The organism is Cellulosimicrobium arenosum, assembly GCF_014837295.1.
Classification (GTDB): domain Bacteria; phylum Actinomycetota; class Actinomycetes; order Actinomycetales; family Cellulomonadaceae; genus Cellulosimicrobium; species Cellulosimicrobium arenosum.
Window position 1 is genome coordinate 87,000 of record NZ_JACYHB010000007.1, and the last position, 18,214, is coordinate 105,213.

General features: G+C 74.3%; 17 protein-coding genes. 7 read left to right on the top strand and 10 right to left on the bottom strand.

All coding sequences use genetic code 11. The features are described 5' to 3' along the window. Positions 1–95 precede the first annotated feature (95 nt). From IF651_RS10175 to IF651_RS10190, 4 genes are all read right to left on the bottom strand, one after another. Entirely contained in the window at positions 96–1,826 is a 1,731-nt protein-coding gene (locus IF651_RS10175) for an ABC transporter ATP-binding protein (RefSeq protein ID WP_191829003.1), read from the bottom strand. A 44-nt stretch (positions 1,827–1,870) separates the two neighbouring features. After that, positions 1,871–2,944, bottom strand: a complete 1,074-nt coding sequence (locus tag IF651_RS10180) for a BMP family protein (protein WP_191829004.1) — start codon at positions 2,942–2,944, stop codon at positions 1,871–1,873. 114 nt (positions 2,945–3,058) lie between these two features. Continuing rightward, positions 3,059–3,790, bottom strand: coding sequence for an FCD domain-containing protein (locus IF651_RS10185; RefSeq protein WP_206715262.1), 732 nt, complete (start codon positions 3,788–3,790; stop codon positions 3,059–3,061). Between the two features lie 64 nt (positions 3,791–3,854). Further along, the gene (locus IF651_RS10190) at positions 3,855–4,643 is read right to left on the bottom strand and encodes an ABC transporter ATP-binding protein (RefSeq protein WP_191829005.1); all 789 of its coding nucleotides are present in this window, start codon (positions 4,641–4,643) and stop codon (positions 3,855–3,857) included. Positions 4,644–4,930: 287 nt separating this feature from the next. Here IF651_RS10190 and IF651_RS10195 point away from each other — a divergent pair, with 287 nt between their 5' ends. Then, a complete protein-coding gene (locus IF651_RS10195) occupies positions 4,931–7,216 on the top strand; it encodes a SpoIIE family protein phosphatase (protein ID WP_338403895.1) in 2,286 nt (761 codons plus the stop codon). A gap of 46 nt (positions 7,217–7,262) precedes the next feature. Here IF651_RS10195 and IF651_RS10200 read toward each other — a convergent pair whose 3' ends face one another. The 3 genes from IF651_RS10200 to IF651_RS10210 all read right to left on the bottom strand — a co-directional run bounded on the left by IF651_RS10200 (position 7,263) and on the right by IF651_RS10210 (position 9,404). Further along, on the bottom strand, positions 7,263–7,739 hold the full coding sequence (locus IF651_RS10200; protein ID WP_191829006.1) for an ATP-binding protein: 477 nt from the start codon (positions 7,737–7,739) through the stop codon (positions 7,263–7,265). Beyond that, positions 7,736–8,041 carry an STAS domain-containing protein gene (locus tag IF651_RS10205; protein WP_191829007.1) on the bottom strand — a complete coding sequence of 102 codons (306 nt, stop codon included), beginning with the start codon at positions 8,039–8,041 and terminating at the stop codon, positions 7,736–7,738. The genes IF651_RS10200 and IF651_RS10205 overlap by 4 nt, the downstream gene beginning before the upstream one ends. Before the next feature lie 118 nt (positions 8,042–8,159). Continuing rightward, on the bottom strand, positions 8,160–9,404 hold the full coding sequence (locus tag IF651_RS10210; RefSeq protein WP_191829008.1) for an ROK family protein: 1,245 nt from the start codon (positions 9,402–9,404) through the stop codon (positions 8,160–8,162). 98 nt (positions 9,405–9,502) lie between these two features. On the opposite strand from IF651_RS10210, the gene xylA reads away from it, so the two are divergent. The 6 genes from xylA (at position 9,503) to IF651_RS10240 (ending at position 15,921) form a co-directional block, all read left to right on the top strand. Further along, positions 9,503–10,693, top strand: coding sequence for a xylose isomerase (xylA, locus tag IF651_RS10215; RefSeq protein WP_191829009.1), 1,191 nt, complete (start codon positions 9,503–9,505; stop codon positions 10,691–10,693). A 10-nt stretch (positions 10,694–10,703) separates the two neighbouring features. Next, positions 10,704–12,218 (top strand): xylulokinase, encoded by a 1,515-nt coding sequence (locus IF651_RS10220; protein WP_191829010.1) that lies wholly within the window; start codon positions 10,704–10,706, stop codon positions 12,216–12,218. A gap of 193 nt (positions 12,219–12,411) precedes the next feature. Further along, positions 12,412–13,470: an ABC transporter permease gene (locus tag IF651_RS10225; RefSeq protein ID WP_191829011.1), complete on the top strand. Its 1,059-nt coding sequence runs from the start codon at positions 12,412–12,414 to the stop codon at positions 13,468–13,470. Further along, positions 13,470–14,354, top strand: coding sequence for an ABC transporter ATP-binding protein (locus IF651_RS10230; RefSeq protein ID WP_191829012.1), 885 nt, complete (start codon positions 13,470–13,472; stop codon positions 14,352–14,354). Before IF651_RS10225 ends, IF651_RS10230 begins: the two co-directional genes overlap by 1 nt. Next, a complete protein-coding gene (locus IF651_RS10235) occupies positions 14,351–15,256 on the top strand; it encodes an ABC transporter ATP-binding protein (RefSeq protein WP_191829013.1) in 906 nt (301 codons plus the stop codon). Before IF651_RS10230 ends, IF651_RS10235 begins: the two co-directional genes overlap by 4 nt. Next, positions 15,253–15,921 carry a TetR/AcrR family transcriptional regulator gene (locus tag IF651_RS10240; RefSeq protein ID WP_191829014.1) on the top strand — a complete coding sequence of 223 codons (669 nt, stop codon included), beginning with the start codon at positions 15,253–15,255 and terminating at the stop codon, positions 15,919–15,921. The genes IF651_RS10235 and IF651_RS10240 overlap by 4 nt, the downstream gene beginning before the upstream one ends. Here IF651_RS10240 and IF651_RS10245 read toward each other — a convergent pair. From IF651_RS10245 to IF651_RS10255, 3 genes are all read right to left on the bottom strand, one after another. Next, positions 15,845–16,297, bottom strand: a complete 453-nt coding sequence (locus IF651_RS10245) for a tRNA (cytidine(34)-2'-O)-methyltransferase (RefSeq protein WP_338403901.1) — start codon at positions 16,295–16,297, stop codon at positions 15,845–15,847. The genes IF651_RS10240 and IF651_RS10245 overlap by 77 nt on opposite strands. A gap of 135 nt (positions 16,298–16,432) precedes the next feature. Continuing rightward, entirely contained in the window at positions 16,433–17,740 is a 1,308-nt protein-coding gene (locus tag IF651_RS10250) for a DUF6596 domain-containing protein (RefSeq protein ID WP_191829016.1), read from the bottom strand. Then, a complete protein-coding gene (locus tag IF651_RS10255) occupies positions 17,737–18,156 on the bottom strand; it encodes a YciI family protein (protein ID WP_191829017.1) in 420 nt (139 codons plus the stop codon). The genes IF651_RS10250 and IF651_RS10255 overlap by 4 nt, the downstream gene beginning before the upstream one ends. Positions 18,157–18,214: the final 58 nt, after the last annotated feature.

An 18,214-nucleotide genomic window follows, 5' to 3' on the forward strand; every position in this document is an offset into this window, starting at 1 on the left:
CGGCCCGGGCGGACGGGGCGGCGCCGACCGTGATCCGGGCCGGGCCGAGGGGCCGGGTCCCGTCGTCGCGGCGGTCGGAGAGGAGAGAGGGGCGGTCATGCTGCGGCTCCCGTCATCAGGTGGGCGACGCGCTCGCGCGCGTCGGGTGCGTCGGTCGGGACGGGTGCGCTGAGCGCGCCCCGGTAGGCGACGTGCACGTGGTCGCACAGGACGAGGAGCTCCGACAGCTCGCTCGACACGACGAGCACACCCACCCCGGCGTCGGCCGTGGCGCGCAGGTGGGCGACGACGTCGTCCACCGCGCCGAGGTCGAGGCCACGCGTCGGCTGGGCGGCGACCACGCACCGCAGGGGCTCGAGGCTCAGCTCCCGCGCGAGGACGGCCTTCTGCTGGTTGCCGCCCGACAGCGCGGACACGGGGGCGTCGAGGCTCGCAGCGCGCACGTCGAACCGGCGGGCGAGCTCGGCGGCCGCGGCACGCATCGCGCGGCGGTCCAGCAGGCCGAACCGCCGGAAGCGGTGGAGCCGGGCGAGCAGGAGGTTGGTGGTGACGCTGAGACCTGCGACGACCGCCTCGTGGTGGCGGTCCTCGGGGACCACGCCGAGCCCCAGCGCGGTCCGTCGCGCGGGCCGGGCCCTCGTGACGTCCTGGCCGTCCAGCCGGACGGTGCCCGCCGCGGGGCGTAGAGCGCCGGACAAGGCCGCCACGAGCTCGCTCTGCCCGTTGCCCTCGACCCCCGCGATGCCGACGATCTCGCCCGGCCGGACCTCGAGGTCGACGCCGTCGACGCGGCGGGCGCCGTCGGGTGTCTCGACGACGAGTCCGTGCACCGCGAGCACCGGCGGCGTCGTGTCGTCCGGGACAGCCGTCCTGCGAGCGACGTGTGCCGGCGCAGCTCCCGCCGCCCGGGTCCGGGTGACGCCGACGCTCGCCGCGAGCAGCGGGTCGAGGCTGGACACGTCGCGACCGACCATGAGCCCGACGAGGTCGCCGGCCTCCAGCAGCTCCTCGTCGCGCCAGGACGGCTCGGATCCCGTGGGTCCGGACGGCGCGGGCACGGACCTCCCGCCGCCGTGCTCGCGGGCGAGCGGTCCGGTGCCGACGACGCGACCTGCGCGCAGCACCGTCGCGCGGTCACCGACGCGCATCACCTCCGCGAGCTTGTGGGTGATGAGCACGACGGCGGTCCCGGCGGCAGCCACGCGCCGGCACGTCGCGAGCAGCCCGTCGATCTCGTCGGGCCCGAGGACGCCCGTCGGCTCGTCGAGCAGGAGGAGCCGAGGGCGGTCCAGGAGCGCCTTGACGATCTCGACCCGCTGCCGCGCGCCGACCGAGAGCGTCCCGACCCTGGCTCGCGGGTCGACGTGCAGACCGAGGGTCTCCTCGATCTCCGCCAGGCGCACGACGAGCCCCCGCCGGTCGGGGCGCAGGCGCGCCCGGCCCCGACCCAGCAGGAGGTTCTCCTCGACGGTGAGCGTCGGGACGAGCGAGAAGTGCTGGTGCACCATCGCGACGCCGTGGGCGAGCGCGTCCGACGGGGACGACGGCGCGAACGGCTCGCCCGCGAGGCAGACCTCGCCCGACGTGGGTGGGAGCGCACCGAAGACGATGTTGCACAGCGTCGACTTGCCCGCGCCGTTCTCGCCGAGGATGCAGTGCACCTCCCCGGGCGCGACCTCGAGGTCGACGGAGTCCAGCGCCGTGTGCGTCCCGAACACCCGGGTCACCGCGTGCAGCGCGAGCGCAGGCACCGTCGTGATGCTGGTTCGGGAACCCGGCAGCGCACCAGGTGCACCGGCGTCCGCCGGCGGGTGGGTCGTGGACATGCTGGCTCCGTTCGTCGGTCGTCCCACGGGCAGGTCGGCGGGCGTCAGTACGGCGTGACGTCGCCGCTCGCCACGGACTGCGTGATGTCGTCGAGCGCGGCCACCGTCTCGGGGTCGTCGGTGCACAGCACGAACTCGGTGCCGCCGAGCTCGGTCGTGAGGCCGAACGGCACCTGCGCCGCCTCCCAGGTCCCGTCGAGGACGGAGTGCACCGCGTGCTCGACCTCCGTGCCGATGTCGGTGCGGACGTACCCGACGTACGGGCCGTCGTCGGTGCACTCGCCCGGGATCGGACCGCCGATCATCGCCGCGTCGGCGTCCTTCGCGGCCTGCTCGATGCCCTGCTTGCCCAGGTTGACGATCTGCCCGACGACGTCGACGTCCACGCCGAAGTTCGCCGCGGCGGCCTGCTTCGCCTTGGACGGCTCGTTGAAGTCGCCGAGGAACTGCGGCGTGACGACCGCCGTGCCCGGGACCGCGGCCTCGGCGCCGTTGGCGAAGGCCTGGGACGCGTTGACGATCGCGGGGAGCTCCACGCCGCCGATGAACCCGACCTTCCCGGTCTCGGACGACAGGGCGGCGGCGGCGCCGGACAGGTACTCGGCCTCTGCCTGCTGCGGGTCGTAGTACGCGAGGTTGTCGAGCGGCTCGGCGTCGGCCGGGCCGCCGATCTCGACGAACGTGACGTCCGGGAACTGGGGTGCGACCTTGCGCAGGTCGGCGTCGGTCTGACCTCCCACGGAGATCACGAGGTCGGACGTGCTGGCGAACCGGACGAGCGTCTGCTCGTAGTCGGCGGCGGCGACCTCCTCGACGAAGGAGAGGTCGACCTCGTCGCCCAGCTCCTCCTCGAGACGCTGGTACCCGAGGTAGGCGGACTCCATGAAGCCGGTGTCCGAGGTGGATCCGGGCAGGAACACCCCGACCGCCAACGGCTCGTCCCCGCTCTCGGCGCCGCCGTCGCCGTCGCCGGCATCGGTGGACGTGCCGCACGCGGTGAGGGCGACGAGCCCGCCGACGACGGCCGCCGCGGTGAGCGTGCCGCGGCGAGCGCGGCGACGCGCTGGGGACGGCGGGCGAAGCAGGCTCGGGACGGGGGTGGGGCGGATGCTGCGCATGAGGTCCTCCTGGTCGAGTTAGTGGTATACCACTAAGCGACGAGTCTGCGGACCTTATGTTTCCGGCGCGTCAACCGGTCGTAAATCGTGCGTGACCGATGCGGCCGGGGCAGGTCAGTGCCGCCGCGGACCCCGGTTGCGCGTGCGCGTGACCTCGAACGGGTCGACCGGAGCGGACGCCCAGGTCGCGGCGAGCGCGAGGCTCGGCTCGCGGCCCGACGTCACGTGCTGCAGCGCCAGGTCGGCCGCGAGCCCGGCGTCGCACCGCTCGATCGCGGCCAGCATCGCCGCGTGCTCCTCGCACTGCTCGCGCGTGTCCCGCCGCTTGGTCAGGTGGAAGAGCCAGCGCACCCGTGCGTCGAGGGGGGCGAGCATCGACTGCAGCAGCGGGTTGCCGCAGGCCTGGACGACGACGGCGTGGAACCCCGCGTTGGCGGCCGCCGTCGCGGCGTCGTCCCGGGCGTCGAGCGCGATGCGCGTCGCGTCCACCGCCGCGGCCATCGCCGCGAGGTCGGCCGGGGAGCGGCGCAGTGCGGCGAGCCGGAACGCGAGCACCTCGACGCTCTCGCGCACCTCGAACAGGTGCTCGACGTCGTCGCGGGTGAACGGTGCGACGATCGCACCCTGCCGCGGGACGAGCACGACGAGCCCTTCGTTCTCGAGCCGGTGCAGCGCCTCGCGCAGCGGCACGCGCGAGACGCCGAGCTCCGTCGCGATGTCCCTCTCGACGAGCCGCTGACCCGGGTGGAGGTCGAGCCCGATGATGCGGGCCTTGAGCGCCTCGTACGCCGATTCCCGCCGGGACGGTGGGGTGTCGGGCAGGCTCGGGAGGGGCGTCGTGGTCACGTGCTGATCCTAAGGAAGGTCGGCGACGTCGGCCCGGCTCGTGCCGGCACCCGCACGGGACCCGTCAGCGGAAGCGCTGCGCCGCCAGCGGCGCGGCCTGCGCGAGCGCGCGCACCGACGGGTGGTCGGATCCTGCGGCGGAACCCGCGAGAACCTCGCGCAGCGGTCCGGACGACACGAACGTCCCGTCCGCGAGGACGTGCACGGTGGGGCACAGCCGCTCGACGAGCTCGAGGTCGTGGGAGACGAGGAGCACGGCGGTACCGAGCTCGCGGGTCGCGTCGTGCAGGCGTCGCACGACGTCGCCCCGCATCGCCGGGTCGACGGCGGTCAGCGGCTCGTCGAGCAGGAGGGCGCGCGGACGGGTGGCGAGGGCGACCGCGAGCGCGAGGCGCTGCTTCTCCCCGCCCGAGAGCGAGTGGACCGTCCGCGGGGCGTAGCGCGGCTCGAGCGCGACGTCGGCGAGGAGCCCCGCGACGGACCGCCCGCTCGCGCGTCCGGCCTTCCGCGCCTCGGTGAGAGCGGCCGAGAGCGTGCGGTCGACCGTCCAGCGCGGGTCGACACCGACGAGGCCGTCCTGCGCCACGCGCCGCACCTCGGCCCTGAACGTCTTCTTGTCGCGGCGAGAGAGCTTCGACACCGTGCGCCCGGCGTACGTCGCGTGACCGCGCGTGGGGCGGACGACGCCGACCAGGGCACGCACGATCGTGGACTTTCCCGCTCCGGACTCGCCCACCACGCCGACGGGGGCGGACCCTGCGACGAGGTCGAGGTCGATGTCGCGCACGACGTCGGCACCGCCGTACCCGGCCGAGAGGCCGGTGGCGCGCAGGACGGGGTCGGTCGGGCTCATGCATCACCTTCAGGTCGGGTCCGGGTACCGGTGGGCGCGGCCCCCGCACGTCCGACGAACGACGGTACTCCCCGGTTCCCGGGTCGCCGCACCGGGACGCCGCAGCGTGGGGACGTACCGTGCCGAACCGTATCGAAGCATCTCGTACGGGGTCGAACCGCAGCGCGGCCCTGTCCTGCTCGGGTCGCCGTTGCCGGTAATCTGGGCACGCGATTGGATCCTCGAGCCAAGGTGGTCCTGACGACGCGCGTGACCTCGCCGTGGACACGCACAGGACGAGGAGTGCCGTGACGGGAACCGTCGACGAGACGAACGAGCTGCTCCGACCCGGGGAACCGGTCGACCTCGACAACTGCGCGCGGGAACCGATCCATGTACCCGGTCTGGTGCAGCCCCGCGGCGTCCTGCTGGTCGTGCGGGAGTCGGACGGGCGGCTGCTCCAGGTGTCGGCGAACGTCGAGCAGCGTCTCGGCGCGACGCCGGATGCGGTGCTGGGACGTCCGCTCTCGGAGGTGCTCGGCGCCGACGCCGCCGCGCAGGTCCTCCGGCACGCGGCGTCCGCCACGGACCTCGCGTCCCGCAACCCGCTCACGCTGCGGCTCGACCGCTGGGACGGCGTCGGGCCCGACGTGGACGCCGTCCTCCACCGCCCGCCCCTCCTGGCCGGCGGGACGGGCGCCGAACCGGTCCTCGTCGTCGAGCTGGAGGCGGCGACGGGGACGCGCCCGCTGTCCTTCCCCTCCACCTATCTCGCGGCGCGCCAGGCGCTCAGCGACTTCGAGCGGGCGGCGACGCTCGGCGAGCTGTACGACGACGTCTCCCGCCACGTCCGCGACCTCACCGGGTTCGACCGCGTGATGATCTACCGGTTCGACGCCGCGTACAACGGCGAGGTGGTGGCCGAGGCCCGCCGGGGCGACCTGAACTCGTTCCTGGGGCTGCACTACCCGGCGTCGGACATCCCGCCGCAGGCGCGTGCGCTGTACGAGAAGAACTGGATCCGGCTGATCTCGGACGTCGACTACGAGCCGGCGCCGATCCTGCCCACGGCCCTGCCCACCACGGGGGAGCCGCTCGATCTCACGCACTCGACCCTGCGCAGCGTCTCCCCGATCCACCTCGAGTACCTGCGGAACATGGGCGTGCGCGCGTCGATGTCGATCTCGCTGCTGCGCGACGGCAGGCTCTGGGGGCTGATCGCGTGCCACCACTACGCGGGTCCGCACGAGCCGTCGTACGAGGTCCGCACGACGGCCGAGTTCCTGGGGTCGACGCTCTCGGTGCGCCTCGTCGCGCAGGCGGAGGAGGAGCGCGGCACCGAGGTGAGCCGCGCCGAGCGCGTGCTCGCCCACCTCGCCGCGGACAGCCGTGACGAGAGTGCTCCGCTGGGTGTCGCGATCACGCGGTCCGGCTGGCTGCGCCGGCTGGTGCGCGCCGACGGCGCGGTCGTCCTCGCGGAGGGCCGGCTCACCTCGGTGGGGACGGTCCCCGACGAGGACGCCTCGCGGGCCCTCGTGGCCTGGGTGCTCGCCCAGGAGGCCGAGCTGGTGTCGACGGACTCGCTGCCCGACGCGGCGCCCGACGTCGCAGCGGTCGCCCCGGGCGTGGCCGGGGTCCTGGGCATCGTGCTGCCCGAGGGGCAGGTCGTGCTCTGGGTGCGCGACGAGGTGCTGCGGCACGTCGACTGGGGCGGGGACCCGCAGAACAAGGAGATCGCCCGCACGGAGGACGGCAGCGTGCGGCTCAGCCCGCGCAGGTCGTTCGAGCGGTGGCGTGAGGTGGTGCGCGGGCACAGCCGCCCGTGGACGGAGGACCAGACGGACTTCGCGACGGCCTTGCGCGGGCACCTCGTGGAGTCGCTGTACGTGCGCGGGCGCCGCGACCTGCGTGCCGCGGAGGAGCTCCAGCGCAGCCTGCTGCCCACGCTGCTGCCGGACGTCTCGGGCTGGCGGCTCGAGTCGCGGTACGAGTCGGCGGGGGGCGGGCTCGTCGGCGGGGACTGGTACGACGCGCTCGTGCTGCCGTCAGGGCGCCTTGCGGTCGTCGTCGGCGACGTCACCGGGCACGGGCTGCAGGCGGCCGCGACGATGGGGCAGCTGAGCACCGCGCTGCGTGCGGCGCTCGTCGGTGCGGGCTCGGCGGTCGAGGCGGTGGCGCACCTCGCCCGGACCGCGGCCTGGACCCTGCCAGGCGAGGTCGCGACGGTCTCGCTGGCGCTGGTCGACCTCGAGAACGGGCTGGTGGAGTACGTGTCCGCCGGCCACCCGCCGCTGCTCGTGGTGGGCGCGGACGGGTCGTCGAGCTGGTCGCGGCCCGCGACCGCGCCGCCCGTCGGCGTGGGGATGCGCGCGCCGACGGCGCACACGCTGACGGTTCCCGCGGGCGGTGCGCTGGTCGTGTACACGGACGGTCTCGTCGAGCGCCGCGACGAGTCGGTGCGGGCCGGCCTGGACCGGCTGGCCGCGGTGTTCGGCGCCGGACCTGCCACCCCGGCGCAGGAGGTCCTCGACGCCGTGCGTGACCCCGACTCCACGGACGACGCGACGCTGCTGGTGCTGCACCGCGAAGGTTGAGGCCGACCGGTCGGTCCGCGTGGCCGCCCTCCCTGACGAGGGAGGGTCAGTTCGCGAGCGTCAGTGCGCTGCGCGCGCTGGCGCCGGTGCGATAGGCGGGGACGTCGAACCGGGCCCACACGTGCTTCTCGCCGACACCGCTCCGGAACCAGCCGACGTCGCGCGCGGCACGGCAGGCCAGGACGAGCCCGAACCCGCCGGCCCCCGGTGCCCGGCGGCCCGCGACGACCGGAGCCTGCTCGGGCGAGTGGTCGATGACGTCCACCGCGATCTCGCGGCCGTCGCTCAGGAGGCGCACGCGGATCGGGGGGTTGCCGTGCCGCAGCGCATTCGTCGCGAGCTCGCTCGCGACGAGCACGAGGCGCTCCGGCACCGAGTCGAGCCGGTGGTCCTGCGGCATCGGGTTCGCCGTCAGGGTGCGGTGCAGGTCGGCTCGCAGCTGCGTGAGCTGCGTCATGGCGCGCAGGTCCCAGGAGGCGATCTCGACGAACCGGTGCGGAACCTCGGCGTACGCGACGGTCATCCGACCTCCTCCAGCTCGAACAGCTCGACGACGCCGCTCAGCTCGAGCAGGTCGCGCACGCGGTCCGGGACGCCGACGAGCAGCGGGGACCCGGAGCCGGAGGATGCGGCGTGGTAGAGCAGCCGCAGGCCCCCCGAGTCCATGAAGGTCACGGCGGAGAGGTCGATCCGGATGGGTCGGTCGACGGTGCGCGCGTGGCGCAGCAGCTCGTCCTCGTGCCGCGCCTGGACGGAGGCGTCGATCTCGCCGTGCATGATCCAGAGGGCTCCTGCGTCCTCCACCTGCACACCGCTCTCGGTCACCGACGTCCTCCTCGCTCCGCCCGGTCCCTCCGGCCGCAGAGGCTCACGTTACGCACTTCGCGCCGTCCGCGCTCGGTGGTCCACACCGAGGACGGTGCGTGCACGGCCGCGACCTGGCTCACCCCTCGACCCAACGGGTCGGGTGCTCGACGACACCGCGCAGGACCTCGCGCGCCCCGCCGGTGAGCGCGGCGTGGTGGTCGACGGGGGCCGCGTCCACGTGCAGCGCGGCCCACGGCGCAGCCAGCACCCGCGAGCGGAGCTCGGCCTCCACCGGCGCGCGCAGGTAGGGGAGCAGCGGCGGGTAGATGCCCCCGAGCAGCACGGTGTCGATGTCGACGAGATTGACGTAGTCGGCCAGCGCGCTGCCGAGCGCGGTACCCGCTCTGCGCAGGCAGGTGAGCGCCGCCGTCTCCCCGGCCTCGAGCGCGGCGAGCAGGTCGGACGTCGCGTCGCCCGGGGCGAGGCCGGCTCCACGGAGCAGCGCGTCCTTGCCCGCGTACTGCTCGAGGCAGCCGGTCGCCCCGCACCGGCAGCGGGGACCGCTCGGGTCGACGACGACGTGCCCGATCTCTCCGGCCCATCCGTGCCGCCCGTGGAAGATGCGCCGGTCGACGACGATGGCGGAGCCGATCCCGACGTCACCGGAGACGTACAGGTACGTGTCGGGCACGTCGGCCCGCGGCCGGTCGTCGGAGTCGGGGCCACGGGCGGACTGTGCGAGTGCCGCGAGCTTGGCCTCGTTGGCGACCGTGACGGCGAGGGTCCGCGCGTCGCCACCGGTGTCGAGACCGAGCAGGGGGAGCGGGTCCAGGCGTGACCAGCCGAGGTTGGGTGCGACCTCGAGGCGGGCGCTACGGACGTCGACGAGGCCCGGCAGGGCGAGCGTCGCGCCGGCGACCGTCATGCCGTCCTCCTCCACGTGCGCGACCAGGGCCCGGGCGAGCCGTCCGAGGCGTCCGAGCACCACCGAGGGGTCGCAGTCGTGGAGGTCGTCGGGTTCGACGTGCTCGGCCACGACCGCCCCGGCCAGGTCGAGCACCCGGCACCCGAGGTAGTCGACGTTGACCTCGAGCCCGAGCCCGACGACCGTGCGAGCCGCCGGTACGAGGGGGACCGCGGGCCGACCGGCGCGCTGGGGCGCGAGCGGTGGCAGCTCGGCGATGATGCGCGCACCGAGCAGCTGCTCGACGAGGGTCGAGACGGTTGCGCGGGTGAGGCCGGTGGCCGACGCGACGTCGGCCCGTGAGCACGGACCGCCCGCCTCGAAGACGGCGCGGGCGACGAGGGCGAGATTGTGCTCGCGCAGCGTCGCCTGCCGGGCTGCGGGCGGACGTGGGCGGTTCGTGTCGGCGCGGTGCACGTCTTGACCCTACCGACTCGTGCGGATAAGTTCAGCCATACGACTTAAATGACGACGACGCGGTGGCCGCGTCGTCACCACTCGACGAGGAGACCATCGTGGCCGACGAGCGCGCGCGGAACGACAGCGGCATCAACTACTCCTTCGGTCTGTGGACCGTGGGCTGGACGGCGCAGGACCAGTTCGGCGGGCCGAGCCGTCCGGAGCTCGACCCCGCGGACTCGGTCCGCAGGCTCGCCGACCTCGGTGCGTGGGGCTTCACGTTCCACGACGACGACGTCGTGCCGTTCGGTTCCGACGACGCCGAGCGCACCCGCCGCCTCGACACGGTGCGCAAGGCGGCCGACGAGACCGGGCTCGTCATCGAGATGGTGACGACCAACCTGTTCAGCCACCCCGTCTTCAAGGACGGCGGCGTCACGTCGAACGACCGCGGCGTGCGTCGCTACGCGTTGCGCAAGGTGCTGCGCAACGTCGATCTCACCGCCGAGCTGGGCGCGAAGACGTTCGTCATGTGGGGCGGGCGCGAGGGCACCGAGTACGACGGCGCCAAGGACCTCAACTCGGCGCACGAGCGCTATGCCGAGGGCATCGACACGGTCGCGGGCTACATCAAGAGCCAGGGCTACGACCTGAAGATCGCGCTCGAGCCCAAGCCGAACGAGCCGCGCGGCGACATCTTCCTCCCGACCATCGGGCACGCGCTCGGCCTCATCGCGAAGCTCGACAACGGCGACATCGTCGGCCTCAACCCGGAGACCGGGCACGAGCAGATGGCGGGCCTGAACTACACGCACGGGATCGCCCAGGCGCTGTGGGCCGGCAAGCTGTTCCACATCGACCTCAACGGCCAGCGGTCCATCAAGTTCGACCAGGACCTCGTGTTCGGCCACGGCGACCTGCTCTCGGCGTTCTTCACGGTCGACCTGCTCGAGAACGGCTTCCCGAACGGCGGCCCGCGCTACACCGGCCCGCGCCACTTCGACTACAAGCCGTCGCGCACCGAGAACGAGATCGGCGTGTGGGACTCCGCGCGCGCCAACATGGCCACGTACGACCTGCTCGCGCGCAAGGCCGCCGCGTACCGCGCGGACAGCCGGGTCCAGGAGGCGTTCGCGCACTCCGGCGTCTTCGAGCTCGGCGAGCCGACCCTCGCCGCGGGCGAGACGGTCGCCGACATCCTGGCCGATCGCAGCGCGTACGAGGACTTCGACGTCGAGGCCGCTGCGAACCGCGACTTCGGCTTCGTGCGCCTCAACCAGCTCGCGCTCGAGCACCTCATCGGCTGACGTGGCGGGCATGAGCACGCTCGTCGCCGGCGTCGACACGTCCACGCAGTCCTGCAAGGTCGTCGTGCGGGACGCCGAGACCGGGGCGCTGCGGCGCTTCGGCTCGGCGTCCCACCCCGACGGCACCGAGGTCGACCCCGCCGCGTGGTGGGACGCCCTCGGTGCCGCGGTGGCGGCCGCGGGCGGGCTGGACGACGTCGCGGCGCTCGCCGTCGGTGGCCAGCAGCACGGGATGGTCGCGCTGGACGCGGACGGTGACGTCGTGCGTCCGGCGCTGCTGTGGAACGACACCCGGTCCGCCCAGGCGGCCCGGGACCTGGTCCGCGAGCTCGGCGACGGCGACGAGGCGGTGGGCGCGCAGGCGTGGGCCGACGCCATCGGCTCCGTCCCCGTCGCGTCGCTCACCGTCACCAAGCTGCGGTGGCTGCGCGACGCGGAGCCCGAGAACGCGGCGCGCGTGGCTGCCGTCGCGCTCCCGCACGACTGGCTGACCTGGCGCATCGCCGGGTACGGGCCCGCGGGCGACCCGACCGCGCCGCTCGGCCCGGACCTCGACGCGCTCGTCACCGACGCGTCCGACGCCTCGGGGACGGGCTACTGGGACGCGACGCGGGTCGCCTCGCCCGACGCCGCGGGATCCGGTCGCGAGGGTTACCGCCTCGACCTGCTCGAGCTCGCGCTCGGCCGGACGGACGTCGTGCTGCCGCGCGTCGTCGGGCCGTCGTCGGTCGCGGGCGTCGCGCACCCGGGCGTGGCCGGGGCGGACGTCGAGGGCGGCGCGCTGCTCGGCCCCGGCGCCGGGGACAACGCGGGTGCCGCGCTCGGGCTCGGCATGACGGCGGGCGACGTCGCGGTGTCGATCGGGACGTCGGGCGTGGTGTCCGCGGTGGTCCCGGAGCGCACGGCGGACGGGTCGGGCCTGATCAACGGGTTCTCCGACGCGACCGGCCGGTACCTCCTGCTCGCGGTCACGCTCAACGCGAGCCGGGTGCTCGACGCCGCCCGCGCCGTCCTCGGCGTGGACCACGCGGGCCTGTCCCGGCTCGCGCTACAGGCGCCGCCCGGGGCGGACGGCCTCGTCCTCGTGCCTTACCTCGAGGGTGAGCGCATGCCCAACCGGCCCGACGCGACCGGGACGCTGCACGGCGTCACGCTCAAGACCTCGACGCCGGCGCACCTCGCGCGCGCCTACGTCGAGGGCATGCTGTGCGGGCTCGCGGACGGGCTCGACGCGTTGCGCGCGCTGGGCGTGCGGGTCGAGCGCGTGCAGCTCGTCGGCGGCGGCGCGCAGTCCGAGGCGGTGCGGCAGTTCGCGCCGCAGGTCCTCGGTCTGCCGGTGACCGTCCCCGAGCCGGGCGAGTACGTGGCCGACGGCGCGGCCCGCCAGGCCGCCTGGGTCCTCGCGGCATCCCGTGCCGGGGGCGAGGCAGACCCGCCGGGGTGGGGGACGGCGTCGGGCACGGTCTCCGAGGCGGACGAGGTCCCGGCGATCCGCGCGCAGTACGCGGCGGTCCGCGACCGATAGGCCCCGGTCCGCCAGGTAGAGCCCAGGTCCGCGGGGTAGCACTCTGGTCGCCGAGGTAGAGCTCTGGTCCCCGACCAGGGCTCTACCTCGGCGACCAGAGCTCTCACTGGGGTGGTCAGGTTCGTGGGACAGGTCTACGGTGGAAATTCATTGCCCGATGAATTAGTGGACCGGGAGGCGCATCGTGCGCGCGATGATGATGAAGGAGTTCCGCGAGCTGCGGCGCGACAAGCGCACGCTCGCGATGCTCGTGGCCCTGCCCCTCCTGCTGCTGATCGTGTTCGGCTACGCCGCGAACTTCACCGTCGACGAGCTGAAGGTCGCCGTCGTCGGGTCGCAGGCCGACGCGGTGGTCGACATGCTCGAGGGCGCCGACGGCGAGGCCACCGGCGACCGCACGCTCGACGTCGTCTCCTCCGACCCGGGCGGGAGCGACGGCGACGCGCGCGACCAGCTCCGCGACGACCACGCCGACCTCGCGATCGTCACCGGCGACGCCCTGTCCGACGACGCGTCCGGCGCTGCCCCGATCGTCTACATCGACGGGTCCAACCTGTTCGCCGCGCAGTCCGCGAACGTGCTGATGGCGGGGCTGGGGGACCAGGTCACCTCGGAGATCCTCTACAACCCGGACCTCGAGACGTCGTGGGTGATGGTGCCCGCGCTCATCGGCCTGATCCTCACGTTCATCGGCACGATCATCACGAGCATCGGCCTGGTCCGCGAGCGCGAGGCGGGGACGCTCGAGCAGCTCGCGGTCATGCCGTTCTCGTCGTCCCAGGTGATCCTCGGCAAGATCACGCCCTACTTCCTCCTCGCGTGCTTCGACATGGCGGTCGTGACGCTGCTCGGCATGTGGATCTTCGGGGTGCCGTTCGTGGGGAGCGTCGTGGCGTTCGTGCTGGGCGCGGCGATCTTCCTGTTCGTCGTGCTCGGCTTGGGGGTGCTGATCTCGACGGTCTCGCAGACCACCGGCCAGGCCGTGCAGGTCGCGCTCATGACGCTGCTGCCGCAGGTGCTGCTGTCCGGCATGATCTTCCCGCTCGACGCGATGGCCGCGGGCGTGCGCTGGATCGGCTACGTCCTGCCGCTGACGTGGTTCACCAAGATCTCGCAGGGCGTCATGCTGCGCGACGCGTCGTGGGACTACCTGTGGCTCCCGCTCGTGATCCTGGCGGTGATGGCCGTGGTGATCTTCGGGGCGGCGACGCTGCGCCTCGGCCGGGAGATCTCACCGAAGGGCGCGCGCTGATGTGGGGCGCGCGGGACGTCACGGTCCGGTTCGACGGTGGCCACGGCGCCGCCCCCGCCCTGGACGCCGTGACCGTCAGCCTGCCGCGGGGCGAGGTCACGGCGCTCGTCGGCGGGGACGGGGCGGGCAAGACGACCCTGCTGCGCGCGCTCGTGCGGCGGGTGGCGCTCGCGGGCGGGTCGGTGGACGTGCCATCGGTCGAGCGGGTCGGCTTCCAGCCGGCGACGAGCGGCGTGTGGCGCACCCTGTCGGTCGCGGAGAACGTCGAGTTCGTCGGCGCGGCGTACTCGATGGGTCGCAAGTCCCTGACGGCCCGCGCGGACGAGCTGCTGGGGCGCGCGGGCCTGGACGGTGCGCGCGACCGCCTCGGCGGACAGCTGTCCGGCGGCATGCGCCAGAAGCTCGGGTTCTGCCTCGCCATGCTCCACGAGCCCGACCTGCTCCTGCTCGACGAGCCGAGCACCGGGGTCGACCCCGTGAGCCGCGTCGAGCTGTGGCGCCTGGTCGCCGAGGCCGCGGCGGCGGGGACCGCCATCGCGCTCGCGACCACCTACCTCGACGAGGCGGAGCGCGCCGCGACCGTCGTCGCCCTCGACGCCGGCCGCGTCCTCGCCGCGGCCGACCCGCCCGGCGTCGTCGCCGCCGTCCCCGGCCAGGTCACCGTGAGCGACCGGCGCCCCGACGGCGACGATCCCGGTCCAGCCGACGTCCCGCCCGGGTCCGACGACGGCCCGTCCCTCCCGCTCGCCGCACGCACCTGGCGCCGGGGGACGGCGTTCCACACGTGGACGCCGCCGGGCACGGACGCCCCGCCGGGAGAGAAGGTCGTGCCCGACCTCGAGGACGCGCTCGTGGTGCTCTCGCTCGCCGGGGCGTCGTCATGAGTGCGGGACGGCACGCCCGGGGGTTCGAGAGGTCGGAGCTCCTGGTGCAGGCCCGCGGGGTGACGCGGACGTACGGCGACGTGCGCGCCGTCGACGACATGTCGCTCGAGGTCGCGCCCGGCGAGATCGTGGGGCTGCTCGGCGCGAACGGCGCGGGCAAGACGACGCTGCTGCGCGTGCTGCTCGCCCTCGAGGCCGCGGACGCCGGCGAGGTCGAGGTGCTCGGGTCCGCGCCGGCCGCCGTCGACCGCCATGCGCTGGGCTACGTGCCGCAGGGTCTCGGCCTCTACACCGACCTGTCGACGGACCAGAACGTCGAGTTCGTCGCGCAGGCGTACGGCGTGGCCGAACCGCCGCCGCTGCCCGACGAGCTCGCCGCCGTGCGCACCGCGCTCGTCGCGGAGATCGGCCTCGGCCTGCAGCGGCGGCTCGCGTTCTACTGCGCGCTGATGCACGCGCCCCGGCTGCTCGTGCTCGACGAGCCGACCTCCGGCGTCGACCCCCTGGCCCGCGCCCGGCTGTGGGACACCATCCACGAGCAGGCGGAGGCCGGTGTCGGCGTACTCGTCACGACGCACTACCTGCAGGAGGCCGCGCAGTGCACGCGGCTGGAGATCATGTCGCACGGGCGCCGTGTCGCCCACGGCACGGTCGCGGACATCACGTCGGGCCGTGAGGCAGTCGTGGTGCGCGGCGACGACTGGGCGGCGGTGTTCGGGGCGCTGGCCGACGCCGGCCTGCCGGTCGTGCTCGACGGTCGCACCACCCGCGTGGCCGGCACGCCGGCCGCGGACGTCGAGGCCGCCCTGGCGGGCGCCGGGGTCGAGGCGAGGACCGACGTCGTGCCCGCGACGCTCGAGGAGACGATGGTCCTCGTCGAGCGCGCGGGGGCCGAGGCATGACCGGGGGGCGCGGGCGCCGCCCGGGCGCCGGGGACACCCGCAGCCTCATCCTCGCGGCCGCGCGCGACGCTTTCGCCGAGCACGGCTTCGAGGCCGCGACGCTGCGGGACATCGGGCAGCGGGCGGGCGTCGACCCGGCGATGATCCACCACTGGTTCGGGACCAAGGAGAAGCTGTTCCAGGCGGTGGTGAACGCACCCGTCGACCCGCAGGAAGTGCTCGCCGCGGGTCTGCCCGACGACCCGGAGCGGCTCGGTGAGCACCTCGTCCGCACGCTGCTCACGGTCTGGGACTCACCGCAGGGCAGCGCCGCTCTCGTGGTCGTGCGGTCCTCGATGCGCAGCTCGCGCGGGGCGGCGCTGCTGCGCGAGTTCGTGCTCGCCCGAGTCATCCGGACCGCGGTGGCGCCGCTCGGGCTCACCGAGGACGAGGCGCTGTGGCGCGGCAACCTCGTGGCGACCCAGCTGGCCGGGCTCGTCATGGTGCGCTACGTGCTCGCCGTCGAGCCGCTCGCGAGCACCGCGCCCGACGACGTCGTCGCGGTTCTCGCGCCGCAGGTCCAGCACTACCTCACGGGCGAGCTCGCGCTCACGGGCGGGCCCCCGCGAAGCCCGTCTGGCGCCACGCCTCGTACACCGCGACCGACGCCGCGTTCGTCAGGTTGAGGGACCGGCGTCCCGGCAGCATCGGGATGATCACCTGGTCGGTCAGGCGCGGGTGCGCGAGGACCTCGTCGGGCAGGCCCGTCGGCTCGGGGCCGAAGAGCAGCACGTCGTCGGGCCGGTACGTCACGTCGGTGTACGACGTCGTCCCCCGCGTCGTGAACGCGAGCACCCGCCCCGGCAGGGTGGCCAGCGCGGCCTCGAGGTCCGCGTGCACCTCCACCGCGGCGAGGTCGTGGTAGTCCAGGCCCGCCCGGCGCAGCCGCGGCTCGTCCATCTCGAACCCCAGCGGCTCGACGAGGTGCAGGCGCGCACCGGTGAGCGCGGCCAGGCGGATCGCGTTGCCCGTGTTCCCGGGGATGCGCGGTTCGAAGAACACGACGTGCGGGAGGGACGACGGCGGTCGCGCGGCCGGGTCTGCGACGTGCGGTCGCCAGTCGGTACCGGGGTCGGGGGGGAGGCTCACGTCGTCGATTCTCCCCCACGGTGCAGGGCGCACCGAGAGGGTCGAGGCTCACGCGCCGAGCTCGGCCGCCTTGCGCTCGAGCAGGGCGCGCTCGCGCACGGTCGGGCACAGCCGTACCGCGAGCGCGTACTCGGCCCGGGCCTCGTCGCGGCGCCCGAGGCGCCCGAGCAGCTCGGCGCGCACGCTCGGCACCAGGTGGAACCCGGGCAGCCGGTCGGTCGCGACGAGCTCGTCGACGATCCGGAGCCCCGCCCCCGGGCCGTGCGCCATCGCGACCGCCACGGCCCGGTTGAGCTCGACGACCGGCGACGGCGCGATCCGGCCGAGCGCCTCGTACAGGAGCACGATCCGGTCCCAGTCGGTCCCCTCGACCGAGGGCGCGACGGCGTGGCACTCCGCGATCGCCGCCTGCAGCCCGTACGGGCCCAGTCCCGTCCGGCCCGTCGTGCCCACCGTTGCGGCGCGCGCGAGCGCCGCGCGGCCGCGTCGGATCGCGGACCGGTCCCAGCGCCGACGGTCCTGGTCGGCGAGCAGGACAGGGTCGCCGTCGGTCGTGGTCCGGGCGGGGAAGCGGGCGGCGGTGAGCTCGAGGAGGGCGACGAGCGCGTGGGTCTCGTGCTCGTCCGGTACGAGCCCGGCGAGCACACGCGCGAGCCGTACCGCCTCGTGTGCCAGGTCGGGGCGCAGCCACTCGTCGCCCGACGTCGCGGTGGAACCCTCGGTGAAGATCACGTACAGCACGCCCAGCACGGAGCCGAGGCGCTCGCGGCGCTCGTCGGCCGGGGGCACCCCGAACGGCACGCTCGCCGCGGCAAGAGTCTTCTTCGCGCGCGTGATGCGGGCCTGGACCGTCGCCGTCGGTACGAGGAAGGCCCGCGCGACCTCGTCGCTCGACAGGCCCCCGACGACCCGCAGCGTGAGCGCGACGGACGCTTCGCGCGAGAGCACCGGGTGGCACGCGACGAACATGAGGGCGAGCACGTCCTCGTCCACGCGGTCGGGGTCCCACAGCACGTCGTCCCCGGCCCCGGGACCGGTGGTGCCCGACGGCGGCCCGCCGGACGTCGCGCCGCCCTCGCCCAGCTGGTGGGCGAGGGCGGCGTACCGCTCGTCGAGGGCCGAGCGGCGGCGGTACGTGTCGATCGCGCGACGTCGACCGACGGTGAGCAGCCACCCGGACGGGTTGCGCGGCACGCCGTCGCGCGGCCAGGAGACGAGCGCCTCGGCGAGCGCCTCCTGCGCGAGGTCCTCGGCGAGCGCGAAGTCCCCGGTGTACCGCGCGAGGGCGCCCACTATCCGCGCCGACTCGATGCGCCACACGGCCTCGACGGCCCGGCGGCCGTCGGGAACGGTCACACCTGGCCGGTCGCCTCGCGCCACGCGCGCTCCTTGCGGATCCACTCGTTGTCCTGCGGGAACTCGTCGATCGACGGGACCCGGCGGACCTCGACCTTCGTCCCGGGTCCGGAGTACGGCAGCCGCTTCGCCCACTCGACGGCCTCCTCCTGGGAGGCGACGTCGAGGATGTAGTAGCCGCCGAACAGCTCCTTGGTCTCCCCGTACGGGCCGTCCGTCACGACGGGCACGTCGGACGACAGGTCGACCACGACGCCCTGCGCCGCGTCGTCGAGCCCCTCTGCCGCGAGCAGCACGCCCGCGCGGATGAGCTCGTCGTTGAACCGGCCCATGGTCTCGAGCATCTCGTCGAACGAGATGCTCGCGAACGCGGCCTGGCCCTCGTCGGTGCTGCGCATGATGAGCATGTACTTCATCGTTGACTCCCGGTGTCGGTGGGCCGGTCGTTCCGACCCTCTCACCCACAGGTCGAAC